Origin of the sequence: Shewanella maritima, assembly GCF_004295345.1 — a bacterium.
In the GTDB taxonomy this organism is placed as follows: domain Bacteria; phylum Pseudomonadota; class Gammaproteobacteria; order Enterobacterales; family Shewanellaceae; genus Shewanella; species Shewanella maritima.
The window spans coordinates 4,431,037-4,453,928 of the sequence record NZ_CP036200.1; the positions used below are offsets into that span (position 1 = coordinate 4,431,037).

The following is a 22,892-nucleotide window of genomic DNA, read 5'->3' on the forward strand; positions in this document are numbered from 1 at the left end:
GATAAACTTCGCCTTTAGCTAAATTTCTTGATTGGAGCTTTTTTTGTCCACTTCTCCTAAAAAACGCACACCTAAGCATTTTGACCGAAGTTTTAAAATGAGTTTGTTGCACCCTAAATATTGGGGTACCTGGCTGGTTATCGGCGTGTTGTTTATGTTTGGCTTAATGCCAGCCTGGCTAAGAGACCCCATTGCCCGTAGTTTATCTTTTGTCGTACTTAAGGTGGCTAAAAAACCGCTGCATGTGGCTAAGGTGAATATCAGCCATTGTTTTCCTGAAAAGTCAGAGCAACAAATTCAAGAACTTATCAAAGCCAACGTTGATAATTTTGTGATTGCACTCTTGTCGCAGGCTGAACTAGTAGTGCGTTCAGATGCCCACAACAAACGCCGCGTACAATTACACGGTTTTGAGCATGTACAAGCCGCCCGCGATGCTGGTCAGCCTATTATCTTTATCATGCCTCATGTATGGCCAATTGATTACGCTGGCCTGCGTTTAAACCAAGAAATCCCAATGGTTACCATGGCCAAGGCCCATAAGAACGTGCTATTTAACTGGTTTAGTAACCGACTACGTAGCTCCCAAGGTGGCCGCGTTTATATGCGAGAAGCAGGGATTCGTGCTTTAATCACCGAGCTTAAGCAAGACAACAGCTTTTTTTATCTTCCAGATGAAGATTTAGGCCGTGACCAAAGTGTATTTGCGCCGTTTCTGGGTACAGTTAAAGCCACCTTGCCAGTAGTAGGGCGTTTAGCTCAGGCGGGTAATGCACAGGTGATGCCAGTGACGATTGGATATGATCAACAGGCGAGGCACTTTAACTTAACCGTGCTACCCGCGGTTGATAAAGAATCGATGAAGGGCAAAGACAACGAAGCGCTCGCTCTTAACAAGATTGTAGAGCAGGTGATTTTGGCATATCCAGAGCAGTACATGTGGTTCTTACGTTTATTGAAAACTCGTAAAGACCCTGCAGAAGATATTTATCGAAGTAGTTCAATGTGACCATGTTCATTCAGAACAGTGATGAATATCGCATCGTTAAAGCATGTTTAGCTTTAGAAGTACTACTGAACCAAGTAAATAGGTTACTGTTTGCTTTCCGTTACCTAATTTATGTTCAATCGCATCAACTAGTTTGTTTAATGCAAAGGCAAAGTTGTCTACTGATGGCGTAGGTTTAAGTGAATTTTCAATTAGGATTTTAATGATACTGCTAAACTGCACATTTTCTCTAATATTGTAATTCCAGCTTTCAATTAGTGCTTCGCGACTACTCATGTCCAAGCAATCAATCAACGTAGGCATAACACGACCTTTTAGAGCATCTGTTAACCCGTTGGGGTAATAGCTTTGTAAGGTAGATCTTGCAATATTGGCACGCTTAGCCACACGTCCGAGTGAAATTGCATCCCACCCTTCATTCCAATATATGTCGAGAACGATCGAATCATATAAGGCTTGTCTTCGTTTGCGCTCTTGAGCTGTTATTTTTCCCATGATTATTTATCTGAACGTGGCTATTAACGACTTGTTGAGTATATGCAGGTAGGTACTATTGGTAAACCGGAATGTATTGTATACAGTATCTGAATGATGCTTTTCATATTCCTGTTAACACTACCTTTACTTTTTGTCATTTGCTGCAAACAAAGTGCAACAATTATAACTACATAAAATTCAATGAGTTAGGCTGTTTTCCTGCAAATACTTTATTATTCGTTGCTGTACGATTTGACATCAAAGAGGAGGTTTGGCAATAATTCGTCGAGTAACGAATTACCTTTAATGTCAAACATCTCTTTTGGAGTTTCTTAATGAATACTAAGTTTAATAAATTAACTGCAATGTTAGTTGCCACTTTTGCTCTTACAGCGTGTAACGATGATGACTCTGTTACTCCCACTGATGAACTGCCTCGAACAGTTACCGTAAGTATTAGTTCGCCGTTCTATAAGGAAGTCAATTTGAAAAGTGAAACACCTCAGTTAGATGGTAGTTTCATTAAAGTCTATGATAAAAGAGGTTATCCGCATATTCTTCGTACAGATAGTTATAGATTAGAAGTTAATGATATGGTGGATGGTTTAGGTGAAGATCAAGTTATTTATATTGAAGATATTACTGATGCTAGTGGTATTCAATTGGATATTACTGGTCAAGCTGAAATAACTCTAGTTTATGATGGCTCTTTAGTATCAGAGTTACAATACTATTATACTGCTTTTGGCTTTGAAGAAGTCAATCGCTCAATCAATGATATAACAATCATCGCAGACCAAGATCCTGATTATACTTATGTAACAGTCGATGTCACTGAAGATGTGGATGCGCTTAATTCATTTATTAATAGCTGGCATTTTGGTGCAATGCGAAATGAAGACGAAACAGTTGGTTATCATTTTGGTTATGTACGCCAAGATTCAGAGGTGGTTCTTACAACATCTTATGGTATAGAGTATCAGGACTTTATCGATTATGAACAACAGAAGGGAAAACACGTACGTTATTCTATTAATAGAAATGAAGAGGGTGGCATAATTATTACCCCACCAGATTTTGGAAAACCATTAGAACCTATTACACCTGTGGAGCCAGTGCTGAGTGCAGAAGAAGTCCGCTTTGCTGATATAGTAGCTGTTAATGTTGACGGTTCAGTTCAGCTTACTCCTAATGATGCATCAGGAAGAGATGAAAGCGTGTCTGAGAAAGAGGCATTTGCTTTCAAATCTGTAAGTAGTGAAGAGATAATTAAATTTCAAAATGTTCAAATTGAATTTGACTTTATTAAAGACTCGGAGTTGAGTTCACCCTTCATCAATATATACCTAGATACAAATAATGACGGTGAAAAAGATGAAACTGTAAATTATCAATATAATGACGCAGATGGATGGCACTTTAGTATAGCGTCAGAGCCAAACAAAAAACTAACACGTGAAGAGGCAAATCAGCTTGTAGGTGATGCTAATTTAGTTAATTATTGGAATGGCCCAACCAAGGCCGCTGTATTTACTCGTTTTAATGATGACAACTTGAACTATGGAAAGGTTATTACAGTCATCGCTCACGAAATTAGCTTTGAATAGTTGTTTGGTGTTAGTTGTGAAGCTTGCTATTGAATAAAAAGTTGTATTAAGTGCGAATAGCAACTGTGTAAATTTAATTCCTTTAATATCAAGGGGCAATTATATAGTGAGGGCCATAAAAGTATCTTATGGCCCTTAATATACTCACTGATCAATTACTTTTAATTCGTTTCATTATAGCGCTCAAGCAGGTTACGGTTAATATCTGCCATTGATAATCCTTGATCTTCTAGTAATACAATCAAGTGATACATAAGGTCAGACGCTTCATCTATCAATTCTGCTTTGTCATTAGTCGCAGCGGCGAGGGCGGTTTCTAAACCTTCTTCACCTACCTTTTGTGCAATGCGCTTGGTGCCTTTTTCAAATAACGATGCCGTGTAACTGCTGTTGCTGTCTTGACCTTTGCGACTCGCAATAAGCTGGGTAAGGTTATCAATGAAAGTGTGGGCTTTACTGTCTTGCCAACAGCTTTCGCGGCCTAAATGACAAGTTGGTCCTTGTGGGATAACTTGTACTAAAAAGGTGTCGTTGTCGCAGTCGATATCAATCTCGACTAAATTGAGGGTATTGCCAGACTCTTCTCCCTTGGTCCACAGTCTTTGCTTGCTGCGGCTATAGAAGGTCACCAGACCCGTGGTTAAAGTTTTATCTAATGCTTGTTTATCCATATAACCTAGCATCAGCACTTTACCAGTAAGGTGGTTTTGCACCACAGCTGGAATTAAACCTTGCTGTTTATCCCAATCAATATTTGCTAAGTTCGCGCTTGTTGACTCATTTGTATTCGAAGCTGTTTGTGTCATGTTCTGTGCTACCTTAATCCTATAATTTACACGCGAATAGCGATTTGTTTAGAAGCCAAATATTGCTTCAACTCGCTAATGGCAATAATACCTTTGTGGAACACGCTTGCTGCAAGGGCTGCGTCTACCTTTGCCTGAGTAAATACCTCTGCAAAGTGGCTCAATTCACCAGCACCGCCAGAGGCTATTAACGGCACGTCACATACGTTACGTACCATAGACAATTGCTTGATGTCGTAGCCGCCGCGAACGCCGTCTTGATTCATGACGTTCAATACTATTTCACCACAGCCTCGCTTTTGCACCTCTTCAACCCAATCTTGTGTGTACCATTGGGTATCTTTGGTGGCCGCTTCATCACCGGTAAATTGTTTTACTTTATAGCTGTTGGTTTGCGCATCGAAATATGAGTCAATCCCGACAACAATACATTGGCGACCAAATTCATCTTGTAAGCGGGTGATGAGGCTCGGGTCGGTTAATGCAGGCGAGTTGATTGAAATTTTGTCTGCACCAAATGCCAGCTTTTCACGGGCTTGTTCGATAGTTTTGATGCCGCCAGCGACGCAAAACGGAATATCAATTTGCTGAGCAACTCGGCTCACCCAAGATTTATCCACTACGCGGTCGTGAGCGCTGGCGGTAATGTCGTAAAACACCAGCTCGTCAGCACCTTCCTCGGCGTATCTCGCCGCCAGCGGCACAATGTCGCCAACAATTTCATGGTTACGAAACTGTACGCCTTTAACGACTTTACCGTCGCGTACGTCAAGACAAGGTACTATGCGTTTGGCCAGCATGCGATAGCCTCCTCAACGCTAAAGTTATTAATCAGTAGTGCTTTACCAATGATGATGCCATTGGCCTTGCTGTCACGCACAGCCTTAACATCATCTAGTGATGCAATGCCGCCAGAGGCTTGCCAGTTAATACTAGGATAGCTTTGGGCTAACTCAGAATATAACTGAGTGTTGGCGCCTTGAAGCGTACCATCACGACTAATGTCGGTAACTAGCGCGTGTTTAAGCCCGACCTGGCTATATTCAGCAACTAGTGACTCGAGTGATTTACCGCCGCCGGTTTGCCAGCCTGACACGGCTACAATCTTGTTGCCGTCTAGATCAATATTGACATCAAGGGCTAAGCAAATTGCATCGCTGCCATACTTTTCAAACCAGCTCTTCACAAGCTCAGGTTGCTTAACGGCAAGTGAGCCGATAACTACACGTTTTACGCCCGCATCGAGTAGCTCTTTTACTTGCTCTTCTGAGCGAATACCGCCGCCAACTTGAATATCCACTTCAAGCTCACTAACCAATTCTGAAATCAGTTTAGTTTGCCTTTTATCTGGATCTTTGGCGCCAGTTAAATCAACTATGTGCAGCAGTTTAGCCCCTTGCTGCTGGTAAGATTTAAGCTGCGCCAGTGGGCTTAAATCAAACGTGGTTTGTTTGCCGTAGTCGCCTTGAAACAACCTAACCACCTGACCGTCGATTAAATCAATCGCTGGAATAATCATGCCGTTTCTTCCTTATTCATATTTAAAAAGTTTTGCAGTATTTGCGCGCCGACTTGAGCGCTTTTTTCTGGGTGAAATTGCAAACCGATAAAGTTGTCTTTAGCAATGGCGGCGCTAAAGGTTTCGCCATAGTCGCAACTGGCAATGGTGTAGTCACTTTGTGGTGCGCGATAACTGTGAACAAAGTACACATAGCTACCATTTGCAATGCCAGTAAATATTGGGTGGCCGCTCACATTAATTTGATTCCAACCCATGTGTGGTAGCGGCAAGCCTTGACTATCTAGCTCTTCAACTTGGGTTGGGATGACGCCTAAGCAATCAATTGACTCAAGCTGGCTTGCGCCGCGCTCTTTTGAAACCTTAGTCATTAGCTGCATGCCTAAGCATACGCCAAGTACAGGTTGCTCAAGGCTTTGAATTAGCGTGGCAAGGTCGCGCGACTCAATTGCCTGCATTGCTGCAGCTGCAGTGCCAACGCCCGGTAGAACTACACGGGCGGCGCTGCGAATAACTTGATGATCTTTACTCACAACCACATTGGCGTTTAAGCGCTCGAAGGCGAATTTTACTGAGCTTAAATTGGCGCAGCCGGTATCAAGTATCACAGTCATATCTTGCTCGCTTGATTTTTCTTGGCAAGACTGCTGCTCTGTTATCAGGTCTGAATTTGTCATAAAGCGCTATAACACTCCCTTGCTTGATGGCAAGATATCGCCCTCAACTTTAACTGCTTGACGTAAGGTGCGACCAAGCACTTTAAACAAGGCCTCAACTTTGTGGTGATCGTTTTCCCCCTCGGTTGATACGTGCAAGGTGCAGCGCAGCCCATCTGCAAACGAGCGGAAGAAGTGAGGCACCATTTCGGTGGCCATTTCACCCACCATTTCACGATCAAAGTTGGCATCAAACTTAATAAACGGACGGCCTGAAATATCCATCAAGCATTGGCCGTTGGCTTCATCCATAGGCAAACTAAAGCCAAAGCGGGCGATACCTCGTTTGTCACCCAGTGCCTGACGGATGGCATCACCAATCGCTAATGCGGTATCTTCAACGCTGTGGTGATCATCAATTTCTAAATCGCCATCGACTTTGACATCCATTTTAAAGTTACCGTGGGTTTGAATTTGATCCAGCATGTGGTCAAAAAAGCCGATGCCTGTGTCGATGTCACCTTTGGTCTGGCTATCTAGGTCAATGTTAACGCGAATGTCGGTTTCTTTAGTGGTACGTACAACCTGAGATTGGCGCCCTTGGTTTAGCAGTGCATCGACTATCATGTCCCAATTAAGTGTTTCACGTTGGTATTGGAAGCTATTAATGCCCATGGCATTGGCAAGTTCAACGTCGGTTTGGCGATCGCCAATCACAAACGATTGGGTGAAATCAATTAACCCTTGGGTTAGATACTCTTTCACCAGTCCTAATTTGGGTTTGCGGCAACTGCAGTTATCTGAGTCAAAGTGAGGGCAAATTTGAACATCATCAAACTTAACGCCTTGGCTTTCAAAAATTGCCATCATCATATTGTGGGGCGCGTCAAAGTCAGCTTGCGGGAAAGACGAAGTACCAAGTCCGTCCTGGTTACTTACCATCACTAACTTGTAACCCGCTTTTTGTAGCTTAAGCAGGGCAGGGATCACTTGCGGCTCAAATACCAGTTTATCTAAACGGTCTAGCTGTTTATCGATTGGCGGCTCTTCGACTAGGGTGCCGTCACGATCAATAAAGAGGATTTTTTGCTGCTTGTCTTGTTTCATGTGCTGACCTTAATTCTTTATATTCACAAGTTGCCTTGCTAAATCTGTTAAGTTGCTGAGTGTGTTCTAATGCTTTTTTTGTTGCTGAATCAACTAACTCAGCGCTCGAATAATCGCTTGGGTTTGTGCCTCATTAGCAAAGCTAAAGCGAATGGCATCTTTTAAGCGCGGATCGCCATAAGCGCGGGCAACAATGCCTGCTTGTGTGAGCTTTTGCTTGATTTGTTCGACATTGTCAAAACGTGCCAGTACAAAGTTGCCATTAGGCGAGATAACGTCACTGGCAATTGTGTGTAAAAACTCGGTGAGTGCAGCACCTTGCTCATTTAGTTGGCGCACCTGATCTTGCATTGTTGCAATGCCCGTTGGACTTAACGCATTAGTCGCGGCTTTTGCAACGGGCAGCGGCACCGGGTAGGGCGCAATCACCCGCATAACAAGTTCAATAATCGCTTCACTGGCTAGCATGAAACCACAGCGCGCACCCGCTAACGCAAAGGCTTTAGATAAGGTTCTTAACACCACCAGGTTTGGGTACTTAGCCAGCAGTCTTGCTGCACTTTGCTGCGGGCAAAACTCAATATAGGCTTCATCAACTACCACTATGGCATCTGGGTAACTGGCAACTGTGGCTTCAATATCGTCAATATTGATAATGCTGCCAGTTGGGTTATTAGGGTTACAGATGAATACCAGCTTTGGAGCACCGACTTGCTGCTGCCAGTTATTAGGCAGTTGAAAATCACTGGTGAGTTCAACTTCGGTTGTTGCTACGTTAAAGGTAGATGCTGATATTTTGTACATGCCGTAGGTTGGGCCAAAAATCGCAATGCTATCTTTACCCGGAATACAAAAAGTACGAATAAGTAGTTCTATCGCCTCGTCAGCGCCGCGGCTGGTGACTATGTTGCGTGCTGCCACTTGGCTGTATGCACTGTATGCGTCAATCAACTCTTGTGGCTGACACTCAGGGTAGCGATTTAAGCCATCAAGCTTGCTGTTATTAAACGGTGATTCATTCGCGTTAATCCAAATATCACCGTTGCCGCCAATGCGTCGCGCACTTTGATATGGCACTAGATCCAAAAGCTCAGGTCGTGCTAGTGCTTGTGGGTTGAATGTTGGGGCGCTCATTATTCCCCTCCTTAGCAAGTGACGTTAAACGAATTGCTACCGCGTTTTTGTGAGCGTCTAGCTGCTCGTTGCTAGCTAGGGTCATCAAAGTGTCGCCCAAATTAATTAGCCCAGATGGGGTGAGCTCTTGCACTGTGAAACGGCGGCTAAAGTCAGCAAGTGACAAGCTTGAATAGTTACGACTGTAGCCATAGGTTGGCAGCACGTGGTTAGTGCCGCTAGCATAATCGCCGACCGACTCTGGCGTGTAAGGACCTAAGAATACGCTGCCAGCAGCGCGAATGTTTTTGAGTACGTCACGTGGCGCGCGGGTTTGAATGATTAAGTGCTCAGGCCCGTACTGGTTGGATAGCTCAGCAGCTTGGTCCATATCATCAACAATAAAGCTGCGAGAATATTTCAGCGCCGCTGCGGCGACATCTTTTCTCGGCAGTTGTTCAAGCTGCGTTGCAAGCTCGTTAGAAACTGCATTTGCAATAGCTTCAGAGTTGGTAACCAACATCACTTGCGAGTCTTCACCGTGCTCAGCTTGTGATAGTAAATCAGCGGCAACAAATGCAGGGTTGGCAGCTTCATCTGCAATAACTAATACCTCTGATGGCCCTGCAGGCATATCGATAGCAACGCTAATGCGACTATCTTGGGATACTAAACGTTTGGCTTCAGTGACAAAGCGATTGCCTGGGCCGAAAATCTTATCAACCTTAGGTACAGACTCAGTACCAAAGGCCAGCGCTGCAACAGCTTGTGCGCCGCCTACCTGATAAATATCTGTTATCCCACAGGCTTTGGCAGCGTAAATGATGGCATCGTTAATTGGTGGTGGGCTAACCAGTACCCGTCGACGACAAGCAGCAATTTTGGCCGGTAGCGCAAGCATCATAACGGTGGAGATAAGCGGCGCCGTGCCGCCTGGAATGTACAGACCAACACTGTCAATCGGCTCATTTCTTAACTCGCAGCGCACGCCAGGCAAGGTTTCAACATCGATAGCACTAAAAGCTTGCGCCTGGTGAAACTTGCTGATGTTGCCCATTGCTTGTTCGATAGCTTGCTTCAGTTCTGGGCTAACATTGCTGCAGGCGACGTCAATTTGCTCATCGCTGAGTCTAAGCTCGGCAGTGGTGAAGTTGTCAAACTTCTGATTAAACTCAATTAGCGCTTGATCGCCATTTGCGATGACCTGTTCGATAATGCCGCTAACACTGGCCTCAACACCTTGATCATTGATTAAAGGTGAGCGCGCTAGTGCTTGCTCTCTAGCATCTATATCAAGCACTGCCCATGTGATTGGCTTCATTAATTGCTGCTCAGCCATGACGTGTTACCCCATCATCTTTTCAATTGGCATAACGAGTATCGAGCTTGCGCCCAGCTCCGTAAGCTGCTCCATGGTATCCCAGAACAAGTCCTCACTAGATACTGCGTGGATTGCTACGCGGTTGCTGTCGTCGTTAAGCGGCAATACTGTTGGGTTTTCCGCGCCAGGCAGCAGCGAAACGATTTGATCTAAGGTTTCTGTCGGCGCGTGCAGCAAGATGTATTTACTCTCGCGTGCGCTGATCACACCGTTCATGCGTGATAGCAGTTTATCGATTAATGCTTGTTTGGCCGGCGTTTGCTGCTCTGCTGATTGGATAAGGCAGGCTTTAGAACGATAGATAACGTCGGTTTCATAAAGCCCGTTGGCTTCTAGCGTGGCGCCAGTCGATACAAGATCGCAAATGCCATCAGCAAGGCCTGCGCGCGGCGCTACTTCTACAGAGCCTTTTAGCATACAGTCGCTGTAGGTGATGCCTTTTTGCTGCATATAACGGCGCAGTAAATTCGGATAAGAAGTGGCAATACGCAAACCTTCCAGTGAGCTTGCATCCTGGTAGCTAAACTCTTTTGGAACAGCGAGTGATAGGCGGCAACCACCAAAGTCGAGTTGACGCAGCTTATTGTACGCCGCTGGCTTACCGAGTGTTTCTCGCTCGATTTGCTCTTCTTCAAGTACATTTTCACCAATAAAGCCTAAATCAACCACGCCATCCATGACTAGACCAGGAATATCGTCATCACGTACGCGAAGTAGGTCGATTGGCATATTGTCAGCGTGGGCAATCAGGCGCTGCTCATTAACGTTAAATTTTACTCCGCAGCCTTTAAGCAGCTTCTGCGACTCTTTCGATAAGCGACCTGATTTTTGAATCGCGATGCGTAAACGGTTTGAATCAGTCATTTGTACTCTTCCTTTAACTATCTAAATTTAAAATTCTTTAAAATTCAGGCATTAAAAAACCCCTGAAATTCCTTCCAGGGGTTTAAGTGATCTTTATTCACCACCGGAAGGACATGAACCTCCGGCAGTAAGCATCCGAAGGCTACCGCATATGATGGTGATGATGGATTGAAATCAATTGGATGCTCATAATAAAAACTGTCTCTAATTCGTCTTGTTCTGGCAACTCATGCGATAAAAATCAAGTTGCTTTGTTTACTTGCTAAACACGTTAACCCGAGGTTAATTTGATTGCAATAGCCAAACAGCACAAATTTAGCAATTAAATAAACCTGTGGGTTATAAGATATATTTATGCAGCTAAGGTGGTGGGTTTGATAACGGGATGATTGGTTGTCTAGTTGGGGGTTGAAAGGTCTTGTCGCGTAAGTAATGGAGCTGCATTTTTATAGTGCGCTAGTTTTAATGAGTTTTCTCGTTATCTATATCTGTTTGTGAAGTTTGCATTTATCCTAACTCAAGCTAGATTTTCGGTAATTAACTAATGTGGCGCCACCCTGCTTGGGTGAATACTTATTCGTAATTTACGCTGAATAATGTGAGGGCTGTTCGATTCATTTAGAATGTCTTTAGTGCTTTACCCTCCATTAAATTGTTATTTGCTCGATAAATGACCCATCCGCTAGTTTTTGCGCTTTGTAGTTTCTGCGCTTTCCCCTTGTATGACATAATTCGCCTGATGAGCACCAATAGCACAGCTAGGTAAAAGTCGTAATCGCTCAGTTTTGTTGTTAGTTCTAACACCCGAAATTTACTGTATTAAGCGCTAATGTGAGCGTTAGAGGACATCCGTGAGTTTATCTTTAGCCAATCTTGTCGCTGATATATTTAAGCCAAACGGTGCGCTTTCGAAAAGTATTGGCGTATATCACCAGCGTGATGCTCAGCTGCAGATGGCTATTGAAGTCGCAAACTCAATTTCTGCTAAGTCAAATCTTGTACTTGAGGCGGGAACGGGTGTGGGTAAAACCTTTGCGTATCTTGTACCTGCGCTGCTTAGTGGTAAACAGGTGGTGATAAGTACGGGAAGTAAAAATCTGCAAGATCAGCTGTTTGTTAAAGATTTACCGACTATCTTGTCGATGCTCGACATTCATCAACGTGTCGCCTTGCTTAAAGGGCGTAATAATTACTTATGCCAGTTGCGGCTTGATAACACCATGGCTGATGCCGCTCGATATCAAGCCGATTATTTGGACGATTTATTAAAAATCAATCAATGGGCATCGCTCACTTCAGATGGTGATTTAGGCAAGTTGACCACAGTGTCTGAAAACTCAATTGTGCTGAATGATGTAATGAGTACCAAGGAGTCTTGCAAGGGCAAAAAGTGTGATTTTTATGATGCTTGCTTTACCCGTAAGGCAAGGGTAAAAGCCATTGAAGCGAAGGTGATTGTGGTTAACCATCACTTGTTTTTTGCAGACAGGCTGCTAAAAGACACGGGCTTTGCTGAGCTGCTTCCCGACCCTGATGTAGTGATATTCGATGAAGCCCATTTATTACCAGATACCTGCATCAATTATTTTGGCGATAACATTTCTACACGGGAAATCGACCGTCAATTATCTGCGCTTATCTCAATCCATAAGGAAGAGGTGCGAGACTCTATTCAAATTGAGCAACTGAGTTACCGCTGTTTATCGTTACTTGAGCAGTGGCAGCAAGGCTTGATTGAGCAGCAAATTGATAATTACCGCCATGTATTAGCTAACAAAAAGTTAGCAGGACTTGGCTGGCAGTTAATTGAAGAACTTAATGCCCTGCAAACAGTGCTCAGTGCTCATGTTGGCCGTTTTGAATCCCTCGATGAAGCGCTGGAAAAACTTGATAGGCTCAATGGCAGATTGGTGAGCTTTTTTGAGTGTAATGACCCTAATTCAGCCTACAGTGTGGATATTGGTCTTAACCAATTAATGCTGCGAGTGGCACCGATTAATATCGCCAAACAGTGTGAGGCATTGTTTGAGCCATCAACAAGTTGGGTATTTACTTCTGCAACCTTGCAAGTGAATCGTGAGCTTTCTCATTTCACCCGTGAAATGGGGATAGCAAGTGCCAAGCAGGTTATTTTAGACAGCCCATTTGATTATCCTAATCAAGCTATTTTATGTGTGCCACGCTATTTAGGTAAGCGTAACGCATCTATGCCCGATGCCAGCAGCGCTATGAGCCAGTCTTACTATATTCAGCAGTTTGTTGACGTGTGTGTGCAGGCGATAAATGCCGCCAAAGGTCGCACCTTTATATTATTTACCAGTCATCACATGCTCAATTTAACGGCACAGTTGCTCGCCACCAAGGTGCGTTATCCGTTGCTGGTACAAGGGCAGGGTAGTAAGCAGAATTTGCTGAATAAATATCGGCAATTGGGTAATGCGGTGCTATTAGGAACCAGTAGTTTCTGGGAAGGTATTGACGTAAAGGGCAAATTACTGAGCTGCGTGATCATCGATAAGCTGCCGTTTGTTAGCCCTGACAATACCTTGTATAAAGCGCGTGCGGCGAATATTGAGCAGCAACAGCAAGATCCGTTCAGTCATATTTCATTGCCCCAGGCTGTTATTGCATTAAAGCAGGGTGTCGGGCGATTGATACGGGACGAGAAAGATTGTGGCGTGCTGATTTTGTGTGACAACCGCATTGTCAACCGAGAGTACGGCGCTGCGTTTTTGCAGTCGCTGCCTCCTATGTACCGTACCCGTGAGCTTGATGTTGCTTTAGACTTTTTAAAAGCAATTAATTGATCCGCATATACTTGCACATCTAGTCGCACATTTATTCGCGTGTTCTTGGCGAATGACTGCGCTTTTTTATCGATAGGCTATCAGGTATCATAGCGCTAATTTTTACTAGTCGTTTTTGATACATGAATATTCTTGCTCTTGATACCTGCACTGAGGCTTGCTCGGCTGCGCTTAGTTCTCAACAACAATTGTTTTCTCGGAGTGCTGATGCGCCGCGCGAACATAGCCAACGCCTATTGCCTATGGTTGATGAAGTTTTGCAAGATGCTGAAATTACCATTGCCGATGTAGACTTAATTGCCTATGGTCGTGGGCCAGGTAGCTTTACTGGTATTCGTATCTGCACTAGCATGACCCAAGGTTTAGCTCTTGGCCATGATATACCTGTTATCGGTATTTCAACCCTTGCCACCATGGCGCAAATGGCGATCAACATCCACGGCGCAAAGCAAATCCTTTGTTGCATTGATGCGCGAATGAATGAAGTGTATTGGGGGCAGTACATCAATCAAGATGGTGTTGCAGTGCTCGTGGCAACCGAGCAGGTAAGTTCACCAAATGATATGGCTATTGTGCTAGATACTGAGCAAGAGATCATTGCTTGCGGCACGGGTTTTGACGCTTACCCTGAGCTACTTGAGCGAGCTCAAGTGATTTCACTGTCTGAGCAGGTGAAATATCCTGACGCAAGCGCTATGATTAGCTTAGCTAAAGTGGGTTTTGACGCTGGCGAGCATACCAGTGTCGATGAACTTGCACCTGTTTACTTACGTGATACTGTTACCTGGAAGAAGCTACCGGGACGCGAATAGGGCTTTATGCAACTTAACTCGATTAACCAAGCCAGTAATTTCACTCAGCCAATCAGCTTATCTCAAGCCGTGGCGGGTAACCGTGCGCCTGAAGTCAAGGCGACGGTAGATGTGAAAGCGGTTAATAGGGCTAACCAGGCTCAATTTGCTAATCAAGCAGATATCATTGAGGGCGAGCTAAGCAAGTCGCAATCAGCCAAGTCGCAAAATAGCTCTGCAGAAGCTGAGCGCGGTAACTTTGAGTTAACTCAGGCGCTTAAAAGTCAGCTTGACGAGCTAATCTCTGCATCAAACGGTGCCAATCTAGCTTATGATGATCCATCAAGCACTCAGCGCGGCGCCATTAGCGAATACCTGACGACTCAGCACAGTGCAAAACGCGAAGAGATTCAACAAATGGTTGGAATAGACATTTATGCCTGAATCAGGTCTTACGCCAAACTCATCAAAACTTTCATCACACCTTTCTTCACAGTCTGCGGTTCCTTCTCGGAGCCGTTTTGTTATTGAGCTTTTAGTGGCCTTAATTGTCACCAAATTGCCCTATGTTAGCGTGCCATTTAAGTGGTTCGAAAGCTTCTTCCATGAAATATCCCATGGGATCGCAACCCTAATTACCGGCGGCGTGGTAAATAGTATTCAGCTATTTCCAAATGGTGCAGGCCTTTGCACTAGTCAAGGTGGGAATGCCATCTTAATTGCCTTTAGCGGATACCCAGGTGCCGCCTTGTGGGGCTACCTTATTTTCTTGTTAGCTACCTGGCGTGCAGGTATTCGTTTTACCTTGTCATTGCTTGGGCTGATAGTCATGGCAAGTTTGTTGTTTTGGGCAAGAGATATGTTGACTATCATTATCTTGCTTTGTTTAGCCGGACTTTTTTTGTTACCAATTAAGTTAAATAACAATAGTCTTTTAAATAGTTTACTGCGTATATTAGGCCTTATGATTATGCTCAACGCCGTGGCAAGCCCCACAGTGTTGTTTGGTCTAAGCGGTAAAGGTGATGCGAATATGTTGTCGCAAATGACCTGGCTACCTGCTTGGATATGGATTTTTATTTGGCTAGCGTTCAGTGGATTAATGTTGTGGCTGAGCTGGTCGAAGGTGAATGTTAACAAGGGAGTAAAACATGAAGCTTAAGTATCTTGCAGCTGCTGTAATAGGGCTGTCGCTAACCACTACTATGCCAGTTACTGCTGGGCACCACAAAGCGGGTGAACATGCACAGGTTAATGCGCAGCTAAAGTCTGCGCTGAAAAGTGACTTTCGCAGTGAATCAAATGCTAAGCGCGATAAATATCGTAATCCGGGTGCAACCCTGAGCTTTTTTGAGGTGACGCCTGACAAAACCGTTATTGAGCTTTGGCCTGGTGGTGGTTGGTATGCTGAGATCTTAGCGCCTTATCTGGCTGATAAAGGTCAATATATAGCGGCAAACTTTGAAACCAATCCAAGTGAAGATAACCGCCGTACTCGCTACTACGCTAAAGCGGGTAAGAAGTTTGAAAAGTGGGTAGAAGATAACAAAGCTGTAGTGAAGAACGTAGGCTTTGCCACGCTAAACCCACCTGAGAAGACTAAGCTGGGTGAAGATAATAGTGCTGATGTGGTGTTAACCTTCCGTAACCTACATAACTGGGCAATGGCGGGTAACCTAGAGTCAGTATTTGCTGGTGCTTATGCAGTGTTGAAACCTGGTGGCGTGTTTGGTGTGGTAGAGCACAGAGCTAACCCTGGTATGCCAGCGGATAGCGGCTATATGGATCAGGCTGAGATGGTCAAGCTTGCTGAAAAAGTTGGCTTTACCCTAGCTGAAGCGTCAGAGATCAACGCCAATGCAAAAGACACTAAAGATTACCCTAAAGGTGTTTGGACGCTTCCTCCTCGCTTAGCGATGGAAGATCAAGATAAAGACAAATACCTTGCGATTGGCGAAAGCGATCGTATGACACTTAAGTTCGTCAAAAAGTAATTTGTTGAATTGATATAAGTGTTACACGAATCGATAAATAAAGAGATAAGGTGTGAAGCTATCACCTTATCTCTTCCGCAAATTGAGCTTGCTGGCATCAGTTATGGTGACGCAACAAAGCCTATTCTCTTATGTTTACATGGTTGGTTAGACAACCTAAATAGCTTTATCCCTCTGGTAAATGAGTTAAGCCTTCAAGGCATCTTGTCTCATTATCAAATTATCTGCATTGATTGGCCTGGCCATGGCTTATCTGCCCATCGACCCGGGATTTATCCGCTTCATTGGGTTGATTATATTTACGACCTACATGCGACAATCGCACAGTTAAAGCTGCGCAACAGTAGCGTTAGCATTATTGGGCATTCTCTCGGCGGTATTATCGCATCTGCTTACAACGCCGCCTTTGCTAATAGCATTGATAAGTTGGTGTTAATTGAGGCGTTAGTGCCCATGTTTGAATCAGAGCAAAATATCCGGTCGCGATTAGTTAAAGGTATTGAAGCTCAAAGTCGATTTGCTCGCAAACAACTTAGTCAAAGCGCTAAAACGGTTGATATCAATACTGCGGTGAGTGCACGTCATCAATTGACCAAGTTAGATAAGCCTTGGTGTGAATTAATCACCGAGCGTAATTTGCGCTCAACTGAGGTGGGTTTTGTATGGCGAAGCGACCCCAGACTCAAGCTAGACTCCTTGTATCGCCTAAGTTTTAGTCAAGTTGAACAACTAATGAATGCAACTGGTACGCCCAGTTTATTAGTGTTAGGAACTGACGGCTATAAACAGCTAAAATCCCTGCCGCCAAAGGCTAAGCGCTGGTTTAATGATTTGAAAACCGTGTTATTGGAAGGCGATCATCATCTGCACATGGGCAGTGCAGAACAAGTAGCGACGCAGATTCGAGCTTTTATACTAAATTAAGCCTAGATTGTTACAAAAATACTAGGTTTTTTGTTTCGAGTATGTGATTATGGGCACAAATTAAAACGCTCGTATGATTTTGTCGTAGAGTCAATAACAAAGATTTTTGGACATTTTTCAACCACAATTAAAACTCTAATTGGAAGTTGTCCCTTGCTACTGACATAGCAATGCTATGGAGTAGGATTTAATTAGGAGATTCCCGTGGACCAGCCTTGGATTAATCACTTACCTGCTGACGTGCCAGCAGAAATTAACCCTGACCAATTTACCTCGCTTGTGGACATGTTTGAGCAAGCTGTCAACAAGTATGCAGATACACCAGCGTTCATAAACATGGGCGCAAAGATGACCTACCGTAAGCTTGAAGAGCGCAGCCGCGCCTTTGCGGCGTACTTGCAAAATGAGTTAGGTCTAGAAAAGGGCGATCGCGTTGCGTTAATGATGCCTAACCTGATGCAATATCCTATTGCGCTTTTTGGAGTACTACGTGCAGGTATGGTTGTGGTTAACGTGAATCCACTATATACCCCACGAGAGCTTAAACATCAGCTGGTGGACTCTGGCGCTAAGGCCATTGTCGTTGTGTCTAACTTTGCGCGTACCCTTGAAGAAGTGGTTGACCAAACACCTGTGCAGTCAGTCATTATTACTGGTCTTGGCGATCAGCTAAGCGCGCCTAAACGCACATTAGTTAACTTTGTCGTTAAGTACATCAAGAAGATGGTGCCTAAGTATCACTTACCTCATGCTCGCTCATTTAGAGATAGTCTGTCGAAAGGTCGCCGCCAACAGTATATCAAGCCTGAAATCACTAACGATGATTTAGCATTCTTACAATATACAGGTGGCACAACTGGTGTATCAAAAGGGGCAATGTTGACTCACCGCAGCGTGGTAGCCAATGTGCTGCAAGCAAATGGTGCTTATGCGCCAGCGTTGCAAGATGGCAAAGAGCTAGTGGTTACCGCATTGCCGCTATATCATATTTTCGCGCTGACAGTTAACTGCTTATTGTTCCTGCATAAAGGCAGTCAAAACTTATTAATCACTAACCCGCGTGATATTCCAGCCTTTGTTGCTGATTTAAAGAAATACCCATTTACTGCGCTTACGGGTGTGAACACCTTGTTCAACGCACTAGTTAACGATGCTGACTTTAAAGCGTTAGATTTTTCTAAGCTAAAACTGTCAATCGGCGGCGGTATGGCAGTGCAAAAAGCGGTTGCTGATAAATGGCAAAGCATTACCCAGACTCGTTTGCTTGAAGGTTATGGTTTAACCGAAGCATCGCCGCTAGTGACCTGCTGCCCGTACGACCTAGACGGTTACAACGGTTCAATCGGTTTCCCCGCGCCATCAACTCTTATCCAGGTGCGAAGCGAAGAAGGTGAAGTACTCCCGCAAGGTGAAGTGGGGGAGCTATTTGCTAAAGGCCCGCAGGTTATGCGCGGTTACTGGCAGCGTCCTGAAGAAAGCAGCAAGGTAATCGATGAAAATGGCTGGTTAGCTACTGGTGACATTGGCTACATGGATGAAAAAGGCTTCTTCTACATTGTTGACCGTAAGAAAGACATGATTTTAGTCTCTGGCTTTAACGTATTCCCAAATGAAGTGGAAGATGTCGTCGCTCTGCACCCTAAAGTGATTGAGGTTGCAGCTGTAGGTGTACCTCACGATGTCAGTGGTGAGCTAGTTAAAATTTTCGTGGTAGCCAAAGATAAGTCCGTGACTGAAAAAGATTTGATTAAGCATTGCCGCGAACATTTAACAGGATATAAAGTACCAAAACTGGTAGAATTTAGAGACGAGCTGCCCAAAACCAATGTGGGTAAAATTTTACGCAGAGAGTTAAGAGACGAGGCGAGCAACGCTTAAACTTGCAATGCATATGTCTGAGTTTGACTCTTCTGTAAAAAGCCGGCCTAGATAGCCGGCTTTTTGATGGAGTATTTAGTGTTAACTTTTGAGTATATTGAAACCGATGAACAGCTGAGTGAGCTTGTGGCTCAGTATCAGCAATCTCCATTGCTAGTCATCGATACTGAGTTTGTGCGCACTCGCACTTACTATGCAAATCTAGGGCTTATTCAAGCTTATGATGGTAAAACCCTCGCGCTTATCGACCCTGTTGCTGTTAGCGATTTATCATGTTTTTGGCAGCTGCTGACGGATGAAAGCATCGTTAAATTGGTGCATTCATGCAGTGAAGATCTAGAAGTGTTTGCCCATTATGGAAAGTGCCAACCTAAGCCACTGTTTGACAGCCAAATCGCCGCCAGCATGGGTAATATGGGTTATGGACTTGGTTACGCTAAGCTAGTGCAGCAGTGCCTAGATGTGGAAATTGATAAAGGCGAATCGCGCACCGATTGGATGAAGCGCCCGTTAACCGATGCTCAGTTGCAATACGCTGCCAACGATGTGTTCTACCTTTATAAACTGTATCCACAGCTAAAACAAAAGCTTGAGCAGATGGGACGCAGTGAATGGTTATTTGAAGAAGGTGAGCGCATTACCCAAGGGCGTTTAGATGCGCCGGATCCAGAAACCGCTTACTTTAAAGTTAAGAATGCCTTTCAGTTAACGCCTAAGCAGCTGGCTTGTTTAAAAGTGCTTGCGGCATGGCGCCAGCAGAAAGCCTTGAGCCGCAATTTAGCACTGGGTTTTGTCATTAAAGATCATGCCTTAATAGCTTTGGCTAAAAAGCAGCCGCAAAGCGTTACTGCCCTCAACAAGTTAGTTGACCTTACTGATCACGAAAAGCGTTTTCATGGTAAAGAGCTGGTCAAACTCATTACCACTGTCGACTTTAGTGACTTGCCTGAGCAGATAGATGTCATTGCGCTGCGCCCAGGTTATAAGTCTACCTTTAAGCAGATCAAAAATACTCTGGTCGAGCTGTGTGAGCACAAGCAAGTGGCAACTGAGTTTATTGCGTCTAAACGCCTTATTCATGGGTTTATGCTGTGGCTATTTAACAATAAACAAGGTGAAACGCCGCTGTTATTGTCAGGCTGGCGTGGTGAAGTGGTAGGCTCGGCGATTGATGATGTGAGTTTTTCTGGCTGAATAGAAAACTTGAGTAAGACTGCCAAAAGCGTGCATAAAAAAGGATAGCCATTGGCTATCCTTTTTTAGTTTGAGCGAGTAAAGGTGTTAACGCGTGCTATTTACCATCAGGTAAGGTCACGTTTAGCTCTAATACAGACAAGTTATTATCATCTTGGTCAAGTTGCACGTTCACTTGGTCTTCATTGATATGCACATATTTACGGATGACTTCAATAATCTCTTGTTTCATCTGTGGAAAATAATCAGGGGCATCACGTTCAGCACGTTGGTGCGCAACAATGATCTGTAGACGGTCTTTGGCTAATGACGCGCTCGCGGCTTTTTTATTGCTTCTAAAGTAATCAAGTATCGACATAATTAGCTACCAAAAATCCGTTTTAGGAATCCTTTTTTCTCTTCTTCAGTAAAGCGAAGTGGTACATCATTACCCAGTAAACGCTCGATTGTATCACTATAAGCTAAACCAGCATCGCTATCTTGGTCAATAATCACAGGCACACCTGAGTTCGATGCTTTAAGCACAGCTTGTGACTCTGGAATGACGCCAAGCAGTTTAATTGCAAGAATTTCTTCTACATCTTCTACGCTTAGCATCTCACCAGTTTTAACGCGAGCTGGTGAGTAGCGAGTCAACAATAACCATTCTTTAATTGGCTCAAGGTTTTGCTCCGCGCGGCGAGAGCGGCTTTGCAGCATGCCTAGGATACGATCTGAGTCGCGCACTGAGCTGACTTCTGGGTTGGTAGTGACGATAGCAACGTCAGCGAAATACAGCGCCATCATTGCGCCTTGCTCGATACCTGCTGGCGAGTCACAAATAATAAACTCGAAGTCTTTAGCAAGATCGTCTAATACCTTACCCACACCTTCTTTGGTTAGGGCATCTTTGTCGCGGGTCTGCGAAGCTGGCAAGATAAACAGGTTCTCGCAACGTTTGTCTTTAATCAATGCCTGGTTTAAATTTGCTTCACCATTGATAACATTAACAAAATCGTAAACAACGCGGCGCTCACAACCCATAATTAGGTCGAGGTTTCTTAGGCCGATATCAAAATCAATAACGACAGTTTTGTGACCTTTTAGCGCAAGGCCTGTGGCTATTGCTGCGCTAGAAGTGGTTTTACCAACGCCGCCTTTTCCTGAGGTGACAACAATAATCTGTGCCATGTGTAATATCCTTTTTGATGCCTAATTTAAGGCAATGATTCTACAGAAAGACTGCTGCCACTTAAGCGCACGCAACCTCTGTCTTCAATTTGGTGTTGTTGTATATGTTCTGCAAGCCAATACTTGCCGGCAATTGACACTAATTCGGGATGAAGTTTACTGGCGATAATCACACTTTGATCGTCACCACTTGCACCAGCCATTGCCTTACCGCGCAGCGCTCCATAGATATGAATGCTACCATCTGCGATGACCTCAGCGCCATTACCAACCGCGCCAAATACAACTAAATCGCTATCTTTGGCGTAAATTTGCTGACCTGAGCGGACATTTTGCTTAACTATTTTGGTGCTGCGTTTAGGTAGCTCAGGTGTCGGTGCTTGTTTGCCAGACTTAACCACAGCTAGGCCGCAGCGTTTTGCTTGTTTAACAATGTCTTCACTCGCTTCTGTTACCCCAACAATCACAAGTTGGCGCGAATTGAGAATGGTTTTAATGGCAAGTAAATCGACTTGAACGTCGTTTAGCGCTGATAAATTCAAAATGAGCGGTGCACCTAAGAAAAATTGCGGTGCCTGGGCAAGCTTTTGATCTAATTCCTGAGTGATAACGTCCAGATTATCTTGATGAATATATAAAACGGATAAGGTAAATGATGTGGCTTTAAGCTCTAAATTTGGTTTGGCCATCCCGGCGCAATCTCCAACATTCCAGCTGATAAACTGATTTTTAAAATTATTTTAGTGCGCTCCATGTTATAGTGTGCGCTGTTGACTATCAAGCATGAAACCTGGGAAAAGTGATACAAAAATGATTTGTGCAGTATATAAAAGTAGCCGTAAGCCAGACACCTATCTATACGTTGAAAAACGCGATCAATTTGATGCTGTGCCGCAGCCTTTGATGGATATGTTTGGTGCGCCAACATTTGTGATGTTACTGCCGATAGAGAAGACCAAAAAACTGGCTCTAGCTGATATTGATAAGGTTAAATCTGAGCTGAAAGACAAGGGTTTTTATCTGCAATTACCACCGCCAAGCGAGAACCTGTTAGAGCAGCATCGTCTTGACTTGGGCTTAAGTGAAAAAGTAGACCCAGATACTGTGTTTGCTCGCAATGCAGAAGATAAATAACCGCCATGGCTTTTTGGGAAGAACTTAGCCTTGAGCAAATGAACAATGAGCAATGGGAGCTGTTGTGCGACGGTTGCGGCAAGTGTTGTTTGAATAAGGTGATTGATGATGATACGGAAGAACTGTATTACACCAATGCTGCGTGTCATTTATTAAGCCACAAAACAGGTAGCTGCGATAAATACCCAGAGCGTTTTAAGCATGTACCTCAGTGCACTGCAATTACTAAAGATAATATCGCGAGTTTAGATTGGCTGCCCGATAGCTGCAGTTACCGCCGCCTGCATATGGGTAAAACCTTGCCAAGTTGGCACCCGTTACTGACAGGCTCAAAAGCGGCGATGCATCAAGCTGGTATGTCAGTGAAAGGTAAAGTGGTCGATGAGCGCAAGATTAAATATCTTGAAGATCATATTGTGCTTTGGCCGCTTGTTTCAAAAGATTAAACATAGCAATGTTAA

At 44.2% G+C, this 22,892-nt stretch carries 24 protein-coding genes and 1 other annotated feature; of the genes, 12 read left to right on the forward strand and 12 right to left on the reverse strand.

Going from position 1 to position 22,892, the window contains the following annotated elements; all coding sequences use genetic code 11:
- Window positions 1-97 precede the first annotated feature (97 nt).
- Window positions 98-1,009: a lauroyl-Kdo(2)-lipid IV(A) myristoyltransferase gene (gene lpxM, locus EXU30_RS18815; protein ID WP_130602647.1), complete on the forward strand. Its 912-nt coding sequence runs from the start codon at window positions 98-100 to the stop codon at window positions 1,007-1,009.
- Window positions 1,010-1,045: 36 nt separating this feature from the next.
- Here lpxM and EXU30_RS18820 read toward each other — a convergent pair whose 3' ends face one another.
- Window positions 1,046-1,504, reverse strand: a complete 459-nt coding sequence (locus EXU30_RS18820) for a TetR/AcrR family transcriptional regulator (protein WP_130602649.1) — start codon at window positions 1,502-1,504, stop codon at window positions 1,046-1,048.
- Between the two features lie 317 nt (window positions 1,505-1,821).
- Here EXU30_RS18820 and EXU30_RS18825 point away from each other — a divergent pair, with 317 nt between their 5' ends.
- Entirely contained in the window at window positions 1,822-3,093 is a 1,272-nt protein-coding gene (locus EXU30_RS18825) for a hypothetical protein (protein ID WP_130602651.1), read from the forward strand.
- 161 nt (window positions 3,094-3,254) lie between these two features.
- Here the strand turns inward: EXU30_RS18825 and hisIE are convergent, their stop codons facing one another.
- From hisIE to hisG, 8 genes are all read right to left on the reverse strand, one after another.
- Entirely contained in the window at window positions 3,255-3,899 is a 645-nt protein-coding gene (gene hisIE, locus EXU30_RS18830; RefSeq protein WP_130602653.1) for a bifunctional phosphoribosyl-AMP cyclohydrolase/phosphoribosyl-ATP diphosphatase HisIE, read from the reverse strand.
- A gap of 26 nt (window positions 3,900-3,925) precedes the next feature.
- Window positions 3,926-4,699 carry an imidazole glycerol phosphate synthase subunit HisF gene (gene hisF, locus EXU30_RS18835; protein ID WP_130602655.1) on the reverse strand — a complete coding sequence of 258 codons (774 nt, stop codon included), beginning with the start codon at window positions 4,697-4,699 and terminating at the stop codon, window positions 3,926-3,928.
- Window positions 4,681-5,418: a 1-(5-phosphoribosyl)-5-[(5-phosphoribosylamino)methylideneamino]imidazole-4-carboxamide isomerase gene (gene hisA / locus EXU30_RS18840; protein ID WP_130602657.1), complete on the reverse strand. Its 738-nt coding sequence runs from the start codon at window positions 5,416-5,418 to the stop codon at window positions 4,681-4,683. Before hisA ends, hisF begins: the two co-directional genes overlap by 19 nt.
- A complete protein-coding gene (gene hisH / locus EXU30_RS18845; protein WP_130602659.1) occupies window positions 5,415-6,095 on the reverse strand; it encodes an imidazole glycerol phosphate synthase subunit HisH in 681 nt (226 codons plus the stop codon). Before hisH ends, hisA begins: the two co-directional genes overlap by 4 nt.
- A 6-nt stretch (window positions 6,096-6,101) precedes the next feature.
- Entirely contained in the window at window positions 6,102-7,181 is a 1,080-nt protein-coding gene (gene hisB / locus EXU30_RS18850) for a bifunctional histidinol-phosphatase/imidazoleglycerol-phosphate dehydratase HisB (RefSeq protein ID WP_130602661.1), read from the reverse strand.
- A 93-nt stretch (window positions 7,182-7,274) separates the two neighbouring features.
- Entirely contained in the window at window positions 7,275-8,315 is a 1,041-nt protein-coding gene (hisC, locus tag EXU30_RS18855; RefSeq protein WP_130602663.1) for a histidinol-phosphate transaminase, read from the reverse strand.
- On the reverse strand, window positions 8,272-9,615 hold the full coding sequence (gene hisD / locus EXU30_RS18860; RefSeq protein ID WP_130603625.1) for a histidinol dehydrogenase: 1,344 nt from the start codon (window positions 9,613-9,615) through the stop codon (window positions 8,272-8,274). Before hisD ends, hisC begins: the two co-directional genes overlap by 44 nt.
- 24 nt (window positions 9,616-9,639) lie before the next feature.
- Window positions 9,640-10,539 (reverse strand): ATP phosphoribosyltransferase, encoded by a 900-nt coding sequence (gene hisG, locus EXU30_RS18865; protein ID WP_130602665.1) that lies wholly within the window; start codon window positions 10,537-10,539, stop codon window positions 9,640-9,642.
- A 50-nt stretch (window positions 10,540-10,589) separates the two neighbouring features.
- Window positions 10,590-10,706: a sequence feature (His leader region), on the reverse strand.
- 684 nt (window positions 10,707-11,390) lie between these two features.
- On the opposite strand from hisG, the gene yoaA reads away from it, so the two are divergent.
- From yoaA to rnd, 8 genes are all read left to right on the forward strand, one after another.
- Window positions 11,391-13,346 carry a DNA repair helicase YoaA gene (yoaA, locus tag EXU30_RS18870; protein ID WP_242620268.1) on the forward strand — a complete coding sequence of 652 codons (1,956 nt, stop codon included), beginning with the start codon at window positions 11,391-11,393 and terminating at the stop codon, window positions 13,344-13,346.
- A 122-nt stretch (window positions 13,347-13,468) separates the two neighbouring features.
- Window positions 13,469-14,158 (forward strand): tRNA (adenosine(37)-N6)-threonylcarbamoyltransferase complex dimerization subunit type 1 TsaB, encoded by a 690-nt coding sequence (tsaB, locus tag EXU30_RS18875; protein WP_130602667.1) that lies wholly within the window; start codon window positions 13,469-13,471, stop codon window positions 14,156-14,158.
- A gap of 6 nt (window positions 14,159-14,164) precedes the next feature.
- Window positions 14,165-14,581: a hypothetical protein gene (locus tag EXU30_RS18880; protein ID WP_130602669.1), complete on the forward strand. Its 417-nt coding sequence runs from the start codon at window positions 14,165-14,167 to the stop codon at window positions 14,579-14,581.
- Window positions 14,574-15,299 carry a M50 family metallopeptidase gene (locus EXU30_RS18885; protein ID WP_130602671.1) on the forward strand — a complete coding sequence of 242 codons (726 nt, stop codon included), beginning with the start codon at window positions 14,574-14,576 and terminating at the stop codon, window positions 15,297-15,299. The genes EXU30_RS18880 and EXU30_RS18885 overlap by 8 nt, the downstream gene beginning before the upstream one ends.
- A 43-nt stretch (window positions 15,300-15,342) precedes the next feature.
- A complete protein-coding gene (locus tag EXU30_RS18890; protein WP_423213389.1) occupies window positions 15,343-16,131 on the forward strand; it encodes a class I SAM-dependent methyltransferase in 789 nt (262 codons plus the stop codon).
- 18 nt (window positions 16,132-16,149) lie between these two features.
- Window positions 16,150-17,055, forward strand: a complete 906-nt coding sequence (locus EXU30_RS18895) for an alpha/beta fold hydrolase (protein ID WP_242620269.1) — start codon at window positions 16,150-16,152, stop codon at window positions 17,053-17,055.
- 204 nt (window positions 17,056-17,259) lie between these two features.
- Window positions 17,260-18,933 (forward strand): long-chain-fatty-acid--CoA ligase FadD, encoded by a 1,674-nt coding sequence (gene fadD, locus EXU30_RS18900; RefSeq protein ID WP_130602675.1) that lies wholly within the window; start codon window positions 17,260-17,262, stop codon window positions 18,931-18,933.
- Between the two features lie 66 nt (window positions 18,934-18,999).
- Entirely contained in the window at window positions 19,000-20,127 is a 1,128-nt protein-coding gene (rnd, locus tag EXU30_RS18905) for a ribonuclease D (RefSeq protein ID WP_130602677.1), read from the forward strand.
- Window positions 20,128-20,224: 97 nt separating this feature from the next.
- Here the strand turns inward: rnd and minE are convergent, their stop codons facing one another.
- The 3 genes from minE to minC are packed head-to-tail and all read right to left on the reverse strand — an operon-like array spanning window position 20,225 to window position 21,986.
- Window positions 20,225-20,485, reverse strand: coding sequence for a cell division topological specificity factor MinE (minE, locus tag EXU30_RS18910; protein ID WP_130602679.1), 261 nt, complete (start codon window positions 20,483-20,485; stop codon window positions 20,225-20,227).
- Between the two features lie 2 nt (window positions 20,486-20,487).
- Window positions 20,488-21,297 (reverse strand): septum site-determining protein MinD, encoded by an 810-nt coding sequence (gene minD / locus EXU30_RS18915; RefSeq protein WP_130602681.1) that lies wholly within the window; start codon window positions 21,295-21,297, stop codon window positions 20,488-20,490.
- A gap of 26 nt (window positions 21,298-21,323) precedes the next feature.
- Window positions 21,324-21,986: a septum site-determining protein MinC gene (gene minC, locus EXU30_RS18920; protein WP_130602683.1), complete on the reverse strand. Its 663-nt coding sequence runs from the start codon at window positions 21,984-21,986 to the stop codon at window positions 21,324-21,326.
- Between the two features lie 121 nt (window positions 21,987-22,107).
- Between minC and EXU30_RS18925 the strand changes: the two genes are divergently transcribed.
- Together EXU30_RS18925 and EXU30_RS18930 are read left to right on the forward strand one after the other, a co-directional pair.
- The gene (locus EXU30_RS18925) at window positions 22,108-22,431 is read left to right on the forward strand and encodes a YcgL domain-containing protein (RefSeq protein WP_130602685.1); all 324 of its coding nucleotides are present in this window, start codon (window positions 22,108-22,110) and stop codon (window positions 22,429-22,431) included.
- 5 nt (window positions 22,432-22,436) lie between these two features.
- A complete protein-coding gene (locus EXU30_RS18930; RefSeq protein WP_130602687.1) occupies window positions 22,437-22,877 on the forward strand; it encodes a YcgN family cysteine cluster protein in 441 nt (146 codons plus the stop codon).
- The last annotated feature ends 15 nt before the right edge of the window (window positions 22,878-22,892 follow it).